The organism is Streptomyces sp. NRRL S-378 (genome assembly GCF_000720645.1).
Taxonomy (GTDB): Bacteria; Actinomycetota; Actinomycetes; order Streptomycetales; family Streptomycetaceae; genus Streptomyces.
Genome location: NZ_JOBX01000071.1, coordinates 1 through 13,316, shown reverse-complemented (window position 1 = coordinate 13,316; position 13,316 = coordinate 1). Strand labels below are relative to the sequence as shown.

General features: G+C 72.7%; 6 protein-coding genes and 1 pseudogene. 4 read left to right on the top strand and 3 right to left on the bottom strand.

Going from position 1 to position 13,316, the window contains the following annotated elements; all coding sequences use genetic code 11:
- The first annotated feature begins 153 nt into the window (after positions 1–153).
- The 4 genes and pseudogenes from IH80_RS0132835 to IH80_RS0132820 all read left to right on the top strand — a co-directional run.
- Positions 154–894 carry a response regulator transcription factor gene (locus IH80_RS0132835; protein WP_030028984.1) on the top strand — a complete coding sequence of 247 codons (741 nt, stop codon included), beginning with the start codon at positions 154–156 and terminating at the stop codon, positions 892–894.
- Positions 891–1,988 carry a sensor histidine kinase gene (locus IH80_RS0132830; protein WP_051810202.1) on the top strand — a complete coding sequence of 366 codons (1,098 nt, stop codon included), beginning with the start codon at positions 891–893 and terminating at the stop codon, positions 1,986–1,988. Before IH80_RS0132835 ends, IH80_RS0132830 begins: the two co-directional genes overlap by 4 nt.
- A 271-nt stretch (positions 1,989–2,259) precedes the next feature.
- Entirely contained in the window at positions 2,260–6,123 is a 3,864-nt protein-coding gene (locus IH80_RS0132825) for a multifunctional oxoglutarate decarboxylase/oxoglutarate dehydrogenase thiamine pyrophosphate-binding subunit/dihydrolipoyllysine-residue succinyltransferase subunit (RefSeq protein ID WP_030965330.1), read from the top strand.
- Between the two features lie 52 nt (positions 6,124–6,175).
- A pseudogene (locus IH80_RS0132820) lies at positions 6,176–6,511 on the top strand (HAD family hydrolase); the annotation flags it as partial.
- Positions 6,512–6,822: 311 nt separating this feature from the next.
- Here the strand turns inward: IH80_RS0132820 and fxsT are convergent.
- From fxsT to IH80_RS0132805, 3 genes are all read right to left on the bottom strand, one after another.
- The gene (gene fxsT / locus IH80_RS0132815; RefSeq protein ID WP_030965328.1) at positions 6,823–9,834 is read right to left on the bottom strand and encodes an FxSxx-COOH system tetratricopeptide repeat protein; all 3,012 of its coding nucleotides are present in this window, start codon (positions 9,832–9,834) and stop codon (positions 6,823–6,825) included.
- 133 nt (positions 9,835–9,967) lie between these two features.
- Positions 9,968–11,224 (bottom strand): HEXXH motif domain-containing protein, encoded by a 1,257-nt coding sequence (locus IH80_RS40005; protein ID WP_078906869.1) that lies wholly within the window; start codon positions 11,222–11,224, stop codon positions 9,968–9,970.
- The gene (locus IH80_RS0132805) at positions 11,221–12,738 is read right to left on the bottom strand and encodes an FxsB family cyclophane-forming radical SAM/SPASM peptide maturase (protein WP_324609444.1); all 1,518 of its coding nucleotides are present in this window, start codon (positions 12,736–12,738) and stop codon (positions 11,221–11,223) included. The genes IH80_RS40005 and IH80_RS0132805 overlap by 4 nt, the downstream gene beginning before the upstream one ends.
- Positions 12,739–13,316: the final 578 nt, after the last annotated feature.

Here is a 13,316-nt window from a genome sequence, read left to right as displayed (position 1 = left end):
GCCGGGTGCCGGTCCCGCGAGGGGGCCGGTACCCGGTACAACCCATTCCATTTACTCAGGTCCAACGCATATGCCGTGTCCGAACCCCACGTAGCCGCAGGCCGGAGCCTCCTCTACGCTGCACCCCATTCAGCGGGATCTTCAGGGGCGGACATGGAACAGACACACACCACCCACACCGGCGCCGCGGCAACGCCCGGCGCCCAGCGGCGTGTGCTCGTCGTCGAGGACGACCGCACCATCGCTGAGGCCATCGCGGCCCGGCTGCGCGCCGAGGGCTTCCAGGTACAGACGGCCACCGACGGCCCCGCGGCCGTCGCCGCGGCAGAGAGCTGGCTGCCCGAGCTGCTGGTCCTCGACGTCATGCTGCCCGGCTTCGACGGGCTGGAGGTCTGCCGCCGGGTCCAGGCGCAGCGCCCGGTCCCGGTGCTGATGCTCACCGCCCGGGACGACGAGACCGACATGCTCGTCGGCCTGGGCGTCGGCGCCGACGACTACATGACGAAGCCGTTCTCCATGCGCGAGCTGGCCGCACGGGTCCACGTCCTGCTGCGGCGGGTGGAGCGGGCCACGATCGCCGCGCACACCCCGCGCGGCGCCACCCTGCGCCTGGGCGACCTGGAGATCGACCACGCGCAGCGCCGGGTCCGGGTGCAGACGGAGGACGTCCACCTGACCCCGACCGAGTTCGACCTGCTGGTGTGCCTGGCCGGGACCCCGCGGGCGGTGCTCTCCCGGGAGCAGCTGCTCGCCGAGGTCTGGGACTGGGCCGACGCCTCCGGGACCCGTACGGTCGACAGCCACATCAAGGCCCTGCGGCGGAAGATCGGCGCCGAGCGGATCCGTACGGTCCACGGGGTCGGGTACGCCCTGGAGACCCCGGCCCAGCCGTGACCGGCCGGGCGGAGGGGCCGCGCCAGCGCCCGCGCCAGCGGCCCACCGGGGGGCTGCGGCCCTTCTCGCCGTTCTCGATCAAGACCAAGCTCGGCACGCTCGTGGTGGTCTCGGTCTTCATCACGACCGGCCTGCTGCTGGTGGCCCTGCGCACGGACACCGAGCTGCGGTTCATCACCGTCTTCTCGGTGATCGCCTCGATGCTGATCACGCAGTTCGTGGCGCACAGCCTGACGGCCCCGCTGGACGACATGACGACGGTGGCCCGGGCGATATCCCACGGCGACTTCACGCGGCGGGTACGCGGCGCCGGGCGGCGCGACGAGCTGGGTGACCTGGCCTCCACGATCAACCTGATGGCGGACGACCTGGAGGCGGTGGACCGGCACCGCAAGGAGCTCGTCGCCAACGTGTCGCACGAGCTGCGCACGCCGATCGCCGCGCTGCGTGCGGTGCTGGAGAACGTGGTCGACGGGGTCTCGGCCGCCGACCCGGAGACCATGCGCACCATGCTGAAGCAGACCGAGCGCCTCGGCCGGCTCGTGGAGACCCTGCTGGACCTGTCCCGGGTGGACAACGGTGTGGTGCCGCTGAAGGCCCGCCGTTTCGAGGTGTGGCCGTACCTGTCCGGGGTTCTGAAGGAGTCGGGGCTGGCGGCCGCCGGACGGCCGGGACTGCTCTCCGGTTCCGGCGGGCACACGCGCAACGACGTGCACCTGCACCTGGACGTCTTCCCGCCCGACCTGTGCGCGTACGCGGACGCCGAGCGGCTGCACCAGGTGGTGGCCAACCTGATCGACAACGCGGTCAAGCACAGCCCGCCGCACGGCAGGGTCACCGTCCGGGCCCGGGCCGGCGACGTGCCCGGAGGCCTGGCGCTGGAGGTCCGGGACGAGGGCCCCGGCATCCCGGAGGCCGAGCGCCACCGGGTCTTCGAGCGGTTCAACCGGGGCAGCGCCCGCGGCGGTGACGGCGGCACCGGACTGGGCCTGGCGATCGCCCGCTGGGCCGTGGAACTGCACGGGGGCCGGATCGGAGTGGCTGAATCGTCACGCGGCTGCCGCATCCTCGTCACGCTTCCGGGCAGCTCGTAGGTCTCGTGTTGACGTAGGGTTCGACTGGGAAGGACATGATCTCGGCCACACGTACCCGGGGTCCGTCAGGGGTGCGAAGCCAAGGGGGCCGCAACCTGGGTGCCCCCTACCCGAACCAGGCTGGTTTCCCGCCATTCCACGTCATGAAACCCGCCGTTCGATGTGACCTGCATGACGTAAGTCCCGCCCGGCCTGCATGCAGCGGCCGAGGAGGCGTAGCCTTTATTCCCGCTGTCCATACCTTGTGAAGCGGAAGAGGGCGGTTGCCGCCGTGTCGCCACAGTCCCCCAGTAACTCGAGCACCACGACCGAAGCAGCAGAGGGCGGGAAGAACCCTGCCTCAGGCTTCGGCGCGAATGAGTGGCTCGTCGACGAGATCTATCAGCAGTACCTCCAGGACCCGCAGTCGGTCGACCGGGCCTGGTGGGACTTCTTCGCCGACTACAAGCCGGGGGGCGCTGCCGCTCCGGTGACGTCGGCCGGTCCCGACAAGTCCACGCCGACGGACGGCGCCTCCGCACAGGCCGCCACCGCCGCCGGGACTCCGCAGGTCGCCGACGCCGCCACGGGGGCGGCGGACGCCGCGCCCGCGCACACCGCGACGCCGACCACTCCGCCTGTGTCAGCTCCTGCCCCTGCTCCTGCCATCCCCTCTGGTGCCCCTGCTGTGACTGTCACCTCCCAGGCCCCGGCCGCCGCACCGGCCGCGCCCGCCCCCGCCTCCGTAGCCCCGCAGAAGGCCGCGCCCGCCACGGAGGCCCCCGCGGGCCCCGAACTGGTGACGCTCCGCGGCCCGGCGGCTGCCGTGGCCAAGAACATGAACGCCTCCCTCGACGTCCCGACGGCCACGTCCGTCCGCGCCGTCCCGGTGAAGCTGCTGTTCGACAACCGCATCGTCATCAACAACCACCTCAAGCGGGCCCGGGGCGGGAAGATCTCCTTCACGCACCTCATCGGCTACGCGATGGTCCAGGCCATCAAGGCCATGCCGTCGATGAACTACTCCTTCGCGGAGAAGGACGGCAAGCCGACCCTGGTCAAGCCCGACCACGTGAACTTCGGCCTCGCCATCGACCTGGTGAAGCCCAACGGCGACCGCCAGCTCGTCGTCGCCGGCATCAAGAAGGCCGAGACCCTCAACTTCTTCGAGTTCTGGCAGGCCTACGAGGACATCGTCCGCCGCGCCCGCGTCGGCAAGCTGACGATGGACGACTTCACCGGCGTGACCTGCTCCCTCACCAACCCCGGCGGCCTGGGCACCGTCCACTCCGTGCCCCGCCTGATGCCCGGACAGTCGGTCATCATGGGCGTCGGCTCCATGGACTACCCCGCCGAATTCCAGGGAACCTCGCAGGACACCCTGAACAAGCTGGGCATCTCCAAGGTCATGACCCTGACCTCGACCTACGACCACCGGGTCATCCAGGGCGCGGCCTCCGGCGAGTTCCTGCGCATCGTCGCGAACCTGCTGCTCGGCGAGAACGACTTCTACGACTCCGTCTTCGAGTCGCTGCGCATCCCGTACGAGCCGGTCCGCTGGAACCGCGACATCGACGCCAGCCACGACGACGACGTCACGAAGGCCGCCCGCGTCTTCGAGCTGATCCACTCCTACCGGGTCCGCGGCCACGTCATGGCCGACACCGACCCGCTGGAGTACAAGCAGCGCAAGCACCCCGACCTCGACATCACCGAGCACGGCCTCACCCTGTGGGACCTGGAGCGCGAGTTCGCCGTCGGCGGCTTCTCCGGCAAGTCGATGATGAAGCTGCGCGACATCCTCGGCGTGCTGCGCGACTCCTACTGCCGCACCACCGGCGTCGAGTTCATGCACATCCAGGACCCGAAGCAGCGCCGCTGGATCCAGGACCGCATCGAGCGCCCGCACACCAAGCCGGAGCGCGAGGAGCAGCTGCGCATCCTGCGCCGCCTGAACGCCGCCGAGGCCTTCGAGACCTTCCTGCAGACGAAGTACGTCGGCCAGAAGCGCTTCTCCCTGGAGGGCGGCGAGTCCGTCATCCCGCTGCTCGACGCCGTCATCGACTCGGCCGCCGAGGCCCGCCTCGAAGAGGTCGTCATCGGCATGGCCCACCGCGGCCGCCTGAACGTCCTGGCGAACATCGTCGGCAAGTCGTACGCGCAGATCTTCCGCGAGTTCGAGGGCAACCTCGACCCGAAGTCCATGCACGGCTCCGGCGACGTCAAGTACCACCTGGGCGCCGAGGGCACCTTCACCGGCCTCGACGGCGAGCAGATCAAGGTCTCGCTCGTCGCGAACCCCTCCCACCTGGAGGCCGTCGACCCGGTCCTGGAGGGCGTCGCCCGCGCCAAGCAGGACGTCATCAACAAGGGCGGCACGGACTTCACGGTCCTCCCGCTCGCGCTCCACGGCGACGCGGCCTTCGCCGGCCAGGGCGTCGTCGCCGAGACGCTGAACATGTCGCAGCTGCGCGGCTACCGCACCGGCGGCACCGTGCACGTGGTCATCAACAACCAGGTCGGCTTCACCGCCGCCCCGGAGTCCTCGCGTTCCTCCATGTACGCGACCGACGTGGCCCGCATGATCGAGGCGCCGATCTTCCACGTGAACGGCGACGACCCGGAAGCGGTCGTCCGCGTTGCCCGTCTGGCCTTCGAGTTCCGCCAGGCGTTCAACAAGGACGTGGTCATCGACCTCATCTGCTACCGGCGCCGCGGCCACAACGAGTCGGACAACCCGGCCTTCACGCAGCCGCTGATGTACGACCTGATCGACAAGAAGCGCTCGGTGCGCAAGCTCTACACCGAGTCCCTCATCGGTCGTGGTGACATCACCCTGGAAGAGGCCGAGCAGGCGCTCCAGGACTTCCAGGGCCAGCTGGAGAAGGTCTTCGCGGAGGTCCGCGAGGCCGCCACGCAGCCGGCGGTCTCCCCGGCGCCGGCGCCCGACCAGGCCGACTTCCCCGTCGCGGTGAACACCGCGATCTCGCAGGACGTCGTCAAGCGGATCGCCGAGTCCCAGGTCAACATCCCCGAGGGCGTCACCGTCCACCCGCGTCTGCTGCCGCAGCTGCAGCGCCGCGCGGCGATGATCGACGAGGGCACCATCGACTGGGGCATGGGCGAGACCCTGGCCTTCGGCTCGCTGCTGATGGAGGGCACCCCGGTCCGTCTGTCCGGCCAGGACTCCCGCCGCGGCACCTTCGGCCAGCGCCACGCGGTCCTCATCGACCGGGAGACGGGCGAGGACTACACCCCGCTGCTGTACCTGTCGGACGACCAGGCCCGCTACAACGTCTACGACTCGCTGCTCTCCGAGTACGCGGCCATGGGCTTCGAGTACGGCTACTCCCTGGCCCGTCCGGACGCGCTGGTCCTCTGGGAGGCCCAGTTCGGTGACTTCGTCAACGGCGCGCAGACCGTCGTCGACGAGTTCATCTCCTCCGCCGAGCAGAAGTGGGGCCAGACCTCCGGCGTCACCCTGCTCCTCCCGCACGGCTACGAGGGCCAGGGCCCGGACCACTCGTCCGCCCGCCCGGAGCGCTTCCTCCAGCTGTGCGCGCAGAACAACATGACGGTGGCCATGCCCACGCTCCCGTCGAACTACTTCCACCTCCTGCGCTGGCAGGTCCACAACCCGCACCACAAGCCGCTGGTCGTCTTCACCCCGAAGTCGATGCTGCGTCTGAAGGCGGCGGCGTCGAAGGCGGAGGAGTTCACGACCGGTTCGTTCCGTCCGGTCATCGGCGACACCACGGTGGACGCGAACGCGGTCCGCAAGGTCGTCTTCTGCGCCGGCAAGGTCTACTACGACCTGGAGGCCGAGCGCGAGAAGCGTGGCGTCACGGACACCGCGATCATCCGCATCGAGCGCCTGTACCCGCTCCCGGGTGCGGAGCTCCAGGCCGAGATCGCCAAGTTCCCGAACGCGGCGAAGTACATCTGGGCCCAGGAGGAGCCGGCGAACCAGGGCGCGTGGCCGTTCATCGCGCTGAACCTGATCGACCACCTCGACCTGGCGGTCGGCGCGGACGTCCCGGCGGGCGAGCGCCTGCGGCGCATCTCGCGCCCGCACGGCTCGTCCCCGGCGGTGGGCTCCGCGAAGCGCCACCAGGCGGAGCAGCAGCTCCTGCTGAACGAGGTCTTCGAGGCGTAACCGCCCCGAGAACCGACCCGGAAGGCCCGGCCCCCACTTGGGGGCCGGGCCTTCCGGCATGCAGAGCCGTCGGGCCGGTGACCTGCTGCGCGCCCTGGAACTGCCCGCCGACCTCGTCGTCACCTCGGGCGAGTGGGGCGTCTCCAAGCCCGCGCGTGCCTTCTTCGACCGGGTGCTGACCGTATCCGGCACCACCGCCGACCGGACCCTGTACGTGGGCGATCACCCGGCCAACGACATCCACCCGGCCCGCGCGGCAGGCCTGCGCACCGCCCACATCCGCCGTGGCCCATGGGGTCATTGGTGGGCGGACGACCCGGAGGTCAGGGCAGCCGCCGACTGGTCGATCGACTCCCTCACCGAACTTCTGGCCATCGTCGAACCGTAGACACGGATGTGCAGCTGCCACGAGGACCCGCCGCGCGTTCTCCCCAGCCGTCGACACCATCGAGTCGGCCGGACTCCATCCGGGTCAGAGCGGGTGACCGGCCTCCAACTGGGGCCGGCCGCCCTCTCGGAGGAGCACGTAGCGATCGGTGGCGGCCTATGACCAGCCCAAGAGGCTCGCGGACGCCGTCTTCGAGGAGCGCGTAGCGATGTGACGCGCTCCGGGCTCCGCCCGGGCATGGCACCGCCCCGTCGCACCGGCCCCCGCACTGGCCCCACCCCCACACCCACACACCCACGTACCCGGCCTCCCTACGGCTGGGGCTCGAAGTCCCAGTAAGGTCGGGCCCGCTGTTTCGCCGAGACCGTGTGGACGTGCTGCGGGCCCAGGGTGCGGGTCAGGCCCTTGATGCCCGCGTCCTCGTGTTTGCCCGCCTCCGTGTCCTCCCGTACCGACCGCAGGTCCGCCGCCAGGGCGATCTGTGCGCTCAGCGTCATCGGGTGGTCCGGGCCCAGGACCCGCTCGGCGGTGCGCAGTGTCTCCCGGCTCAGGTCCAGCGCGTCCTCCAGGCGGCCGGTGATGTTGCGGTGCCCGGTGGCGTTGAGGGCGCAGCCCAGCGTCCAGGGGTGCCGGCCGCCGAGGGCGCCGCGCATCCCGACCAGCGCCTGCTCCGCGAGGGAGAGGCCCTCTGCCCGTTCGCCCTGCGCGCGCAGGACCAGGCCGAGGTTGCCGACGGTGCCGATGCTGTACGGGTGGGCGAGGCCGAGCTGTGACTGGTAGCCGCGGACGACGTCCTCGGAGATCCGGCGGGCTTCGCCGATGTCCCCGTACTCCCTGAGGTACGTGGCGTAGTCGGAGGCGACCATCAGCGTCCAGGGGTAGTCCACGCCGAAGACCCGCGTCGCCCGCTCCCAGACGGTCCGCAGCCGCAGGCCCGCGCCCGGGATGTCGCCGGAGCGGCGCAGGCACAGGCCGAGGTTGTGCTCGGCGCGCAGGGTCTGGGGGTGGCCGAGCCCGAGCACCTGGGTGTTGAGCTTGACGCCCTGCTCCTGCCGGGTCTGGGCCTCCCGGTAACGGCCCATGAGCCGCAGTCCCATGGCGCATGCGATGCCGGAGGCGAGGGTGGAGATGTGCAGGGGCATCAGGACCCGCTCGCGGCGGCGCAGGGTGTCCAGGTCGAGGTCGTAGGCGTCCTGGTAGCGGCCGAGCAGCCGGTAGGTGGCGGCGAGGTTGTTCTGGGCGTCGAGGGTGATGGAGTCGTCCTCGCCGAGGAGCTCGCGGTAGGTGGCCAGGCAGTGCTCGAAGATCTCGCGAGCCGGTTCGAACTTGGCGATGCACAGCAGGACGCCGCCGTAGGCGCTGGTGGCGCGCAGGCTCTCCAGGTCCTGGTCGCCGCGTTCCCCGGTGATCCGGTCGGCGACGGACCTGGTGAGGATCTCGGCGCGGCGGAACAGCCCGAGGTTGCGCAGGGAGTTGCCGTACTGGTAGCTGAGCTCGCGGACCTTGGGGTGGTCCTCGCCGAGCCTGGCCCGCCAGATCTGGTCGGTCTCCTCGCACAGGCGCAGGCAGGTGCGGTATTCCCCGGCGAGGATCAGGTAGCGCAGGCAGTGCAGCAGGAAGTTCTGGATCCTCGGGTTGCTGCTGGTGATGACCCCGGAGGGGGCCAGGTGCGGTACGAGTTCGGCGTAGCGGGGCCAGAGCCGGGAGTCGGAGGGCCGGCCGGGGTCGGCGGCGGCGAGGACCTGGCGGACGGCCCGGGCCAGCGGTTCGGCCTCGTCCTCGGAGAGGTCCTCGCGGACGATGCCGTGGACCATGCGGTGCAGTTGTACGGTTTCCAGCCCGCCGCCGCCCTCCTCCACGGGGAGGTCGGAGTACTCCAGCCGTACGACGGAGAACTGGACGAGTTTGTTGAGGGCGGCGTTCCAGCGGATCTGGTCGTTGATGAGGCCGGCGAGCTGTTCGGGTACGTCGTCGGCGGGGAATTCGCGCAGCAGGCGCAGCGGGACCGGCCCCGGCGCGAAGAAGACGAACAGCCGCAGCAGGGCGAGGGCGTCGGGAAAGTTCTCCCGGACGTTGTTGAGGAGTATGGCGAGGGCCGTGGGAAAGGGCAGCGGGTAGTCCTCGGAGAGGGTGACGGCCTCGCGGGAGTCCATGCGGCGCTGGAGCAGGGCGAGGTAGTCGCCCACGGGCAGCGGGGAGTCGGCCAGCCAGCCGGCGGTCTGGTCGAGGGCGAGCGGGTAGTCCTCCAGGGCCTCGGCGAGCTGGTCGGCCTCGTCGGCGGTGAGGCGCAGGGCCCGGCGGCGGATGAAGGTGATGGACTCGGGGCGGGCGTAGAGGGGGACCTCGACGAGGCTGGTGTGCCGGGCGGCCCATTCGCGGTTGCGGGAGGTGATGATGACGTCGCCGGCGCCGCCGGAGGGCAGCAGGTCGATCAGGTCGTCGGGGTTGTCGCAGCCGTCGAAGACCATCAGCCACCGGCTGTACGGGGTTCCGCGGCGCAGCGCTTCGAGGACGGCCCGGATCTGCTCGCCGTAGCTGCCGGCGCCGCGCGGGAGGCCGAGGGCGGGGGCGAGGTCGGCGAGGCGCTCGCGCAGGGTGGGCCGGTCCTCGGCGGGGACCCACCACACGACGTCGTACTCGGAGGCGAAGCGGTAGGCGTATTCGGTGGCGACCTGTGTCTTGCCGACGCCGGAGAGGCCGAGGAGGGTGACGGTGGACGCGCCGGGCGGGGCTTCGGCGAGGGCCTGGCGCAGGGTGCCGATGACGTCGTTGCGGCCGGTGAAGCGGGGGTTGCGGCGTGGAACGCGGCCCCAGATCTCGGGCGGGTCGTTGGGGAAGCGGGGGCCGCGGCGGCCGGTCTCGGTGCCGATGCGCTCGGTGGGCAGTTCGAGGCGGCGCAGCACGCGGTATTCGGCCTCGTACGCGTCCAGGCCCCACAGGTCGGTCTTCTCCAGGACGGCGACGGCGCTGGGCAGGGGTGCGTCGGTGAGGCAGACGGCGGCGAACCGGTCCGGGTGGTCGTCGGTGACGGCGCGCAGGGCGGTGTTCCACTCCTGGTCGGTGTGGGTGCCGGCGGAGAAGTAGCGCTCGCTGAGGACGAGGAGGACGCGGCTGCCGGAGCGGGCGAGGTCGTCGAGGGCCTGGGTGAGGCCGGGGCTGTTCTGCGGGTCCCAGCGCTGGAGGGCGACGCGGTGGCCGTGTTCCTCCAGGCGGTGGGCGATCCATACGGCCCAGGGGCGGTTGAAGCCCGCGAAGCTGATGACGAAACGCTGCGGCGCCTGGGGCTGCTGGGGCTGCTGCAGCTGCTGGGAATGGTGCGGCATCTGTTGGGAATGGTGCGGCTGCTGGGACTGTTGCGCCGATTCGCGGTCCTGCCTGCTACCGGTGGTCATGCGGCCGTCTCCCTGGGCTGCGGGCAGTGGACGGGACTGAAAAGGTACCGCAGCGGACGGCCCGTCAGACCTGTGCGAACGGGGCGAGTTCGGGGTGTGCCTCGCACCAGGCGCGGCGCTCGCGGTCGACGGCCCGGCGGGCGGCGACGTGCTGGTCGCCGGGGGGCGGGAGCTCGTCCATGGCCCGTTCGGCGGCGGCCATCGCGTCGGTGAACTCCCGGCCCGCGGAGGTGAGTCGGTCGTGCGCCCGCAGGACGGGCAGCACGGCCGCGACCTGGGCCCGGGTCCGGGCGTGCTGGGCCCAGGCGCCGCGGGCGCCGTAGAGGGCGGCGCGCTGCCAGTACCCCGCCAGGGCCAGGTGGGCGTAGGCGCCGTGCAAGAGCCCTTCCAGGGGGCGGGGGTCGCTGCGCCAGGGGGCCCAGTGGCGGGGCGCGGCGTCGGCGGTGTGCAGGGTCAGGACGTCGGCGAGGGCGGTCAGTTTGCCGTGCTGCACCTCGTGGACGAGGGTCGCGGCGAGCGCGGGCGGGGCCTGCGCGCGGGCCAGTACGGAGCCGGCGGCCGCGGGGAGGGTGGCGCCGCTGGACCGGGACCCGCCGGCCAGCGGTACGAGGGAACGCAGCAGTTGCGCGGTCTCCTCGGCCCGGACGGTGTCGTAGCGCTGCAGCAGGGTGAGCGCGCCGGACCACTGGGTGTCCCAGCGCTTGTGGCCCTTGGGGGTGAGGCGGCGGGCGGGGCGCAGGGGGGCGGGCTGTGCGGGGCCGGGCGCCCGGTACGGGTCGAGGTCGTCGAGGGCGGTGCGGCCCCCGGGCAGGGCGTGCAGGGGCAGCGTGCGCGGGTCCTCGGGGTCCCAGGACCGCTCGGTGAGGACGAGCGGACCCGGGCGGTCCGGGCGCAGCAGGCCGAGGGTGGGCAGGACGAGGCGGCCGTGCACGGGCCGCAGGGTGTGTGTGAAGGGGATCCCTGCGCGCAGGGCGGCGGCCGCGGCGAGGGCGCCGAGGTGGGCGAGGTCCGCCGGCGGGCCGTAGGGGGCGTGCAGGCGGCGCAGGGTCTCCTCGGCCCACACGCCGGTGGCCGGGTAGTGCAGTACGTCGTGCACGGCGGCCGGGTCGTGGCGTTCGGCTTCCTCCAGCAGGGCCCAGTGGTCGGCGGTCCGGCCGGAACGGCCGCAGGGTGCGGCGTCGAGGACGGCACGGAGCAGGACCAGCCGCTTGGAGCGGCGCACGTCGCGCACCAGGCGCGTGCCTTCCGGGGAGGGCTCGGCGGAGGCGAGGGCGCGCAGGGTGTCGGTGGACACCGTGAAGGCGGCGAGGGCGGCGGTCATGAGGCGGCCGCCGGGGGGTGCGGGAGGGTGCGGCGGGGCCGGCCCGCGGTGGCGGTGGCGGCGGCGTGCTGTACCGCGGTGGCGATGTGCCGGATCAGGACCTGGAGGTCGGCGCAGTAGACGGACGGCTGCCGGAACCCCTCGCCGTCCCGGTAGCGGTGCGGGTAGTGCCCGCCGCCGCACACCTCGACGAGTTCGCAGGAGCGGCATTCGGCGGCGAGCGCGTCCCGGCCGAGCTGGCGGGCCGCGAACCCGGGGTGGTCGAGGAGCTGGTCGAAGCTGTGGGTGTCGAGGGCCATGCCGGTGGCGGCGGCCCCCTCGTACGCGGATTTCAGCGAATCGGCCTGTTCGATGGAGCCGTCGGTCTCGATGACGGCGGTGGCGGCGGGCGCGAGCCCGAGGGTCTCGGTGGTGGCGGGCAGGCCGAGCAGCAGGGCGATGATCTCCTCGAAGAGCCGGATGCGGGTGCGGTGCCGTCCGTCGTGCCACCAGCGCTCGAAGACGGCGAGGAGCCAGTCGGCGTACGGCGTCCCGCCGGGGCGGCGGCCGGGGCCGGGCGGCGGCGGGGCGCTCCAGTTGGCGAGCGGGAGCAGCAGTCCGACGGTGGGCGGGGCGAAGTCGAGCAGGGACTCGTAGGTCTCCACCGGGTCCTGGTCGAGGTCGATGACGCAGAGCACCCCGGCGTAGCTGTCCGGGTGGCGCGCCAGCAGGCGCAGGCCGCGGGCGGCTGCGCCGAAGCCGGGGCGTCCGGCGTGGTCGACGCGGCGGGTGTTGTGGGCGGGCAGCCCGCCGTCGAGGCTGACGCCGACGCGGATCCCGGCGTCGGCGAGGGCGGCGAGACGGCCGCGGGTGATCAGGGTGCCGTTGGTCTGGACGGTGGCGGTGACCCGGGTGCGGGGGGCGGTGGCGGCGAGGGCGGCCCGTACGGCTTCGACGGGCGCGGCCAGAGCGGCGGGCGCGGTGAGGAGGGGCTCGCCGCCGTGCAGGACGAGGTCGACGCGGGGCAGGTCGTGGGCGGCGGCGTGCTCGGCGATCCGCTGCGCGGCGCGGGTGGCGGTGGCGGGGGCCATGACGACGGGCTGGTCGCGCCAGCCCTGGTCGGCCATCTCGTAGACGTAGCAGTAGGTGCAGGCGAGGTTGCAGCGGCTGCGGGTCTTGAGCACGAACTGCCGGATGGGATGGGGCGGATGGCCCGCCGCCCGGGCGGCGGCGACGTCGAGCCGGGTGTGGGGCCAGGGCGCGTGGCGGGCATGCGGGGACGCCCAGACGGCCAGTCCGGGCCGAGCGTCGCCGCCCGGCCCGTGGGCGGGCCCCGGGGCCGTGACACGGGCGGACGCCGCCCCTTGGCCCGAGCCCGGGCCGTGGCTGCCGCCGGAGCCGCGGGCGAGGCCCGTGCCGTGGCCGGAAGCCGGTTCTCGGGCGGGGCCCGAGGCGTTGACGGGAGCAGGGCCGTGGCCGGCGGCCGGGGCGGTGAACCCGGGCAGCGGTGAGGCGCTCGTGATCGCTCGCCGCATCGCCGTGCTCCCTCCCCGCACACCGCCGGGGGCGCCCCGGCGGACGGTCCATCCCTGCCCGTCCGCCGAGCCCGCCTAACGGCGGAAAGTGGTCAACCCGGTTGCTCCGGCGTGCCCTTGTCGCCCGGCGGGATGCCGGGTCCGAACCGTGCCGCGGCCCCCTGCGGGGCTGCTGGACGGCGGTGCGGTCCACGGAGTCGTGCTGCGGGGCCGGGGTCCGGGCGCGGTGGAGCCGGGTCGGGTGCCGGGCCGCGTGCCGGGCGCTGCCCGGACCCGCGCCCCAATCGCCGGCGGGGCTTGAACGGTGCGGTGCCCCTGCGGGGTTGCTTCGCGGGGGGCGCGGCCGGAGTGTGCGGCGGGGCGGGGTAGGGGTGTGGTGCGGGTGGGTCGGGGTGCCGGGCAGGGGTATCTCCTCGGCTCGGCGCGTGCTGCCCTGGCCCGGCCAGACGGCCCCGGTCGCGCCTCGTCCTGCGGGGACCCCCCTCCCCGTCCCCCCTCCAGCAGTACGAGCCGGTTCCGGGAACGGTGGTCTTTGCTGGGGCGGAGCCGTGGCGTGGGGTGGGGACACGGCGGAGTGT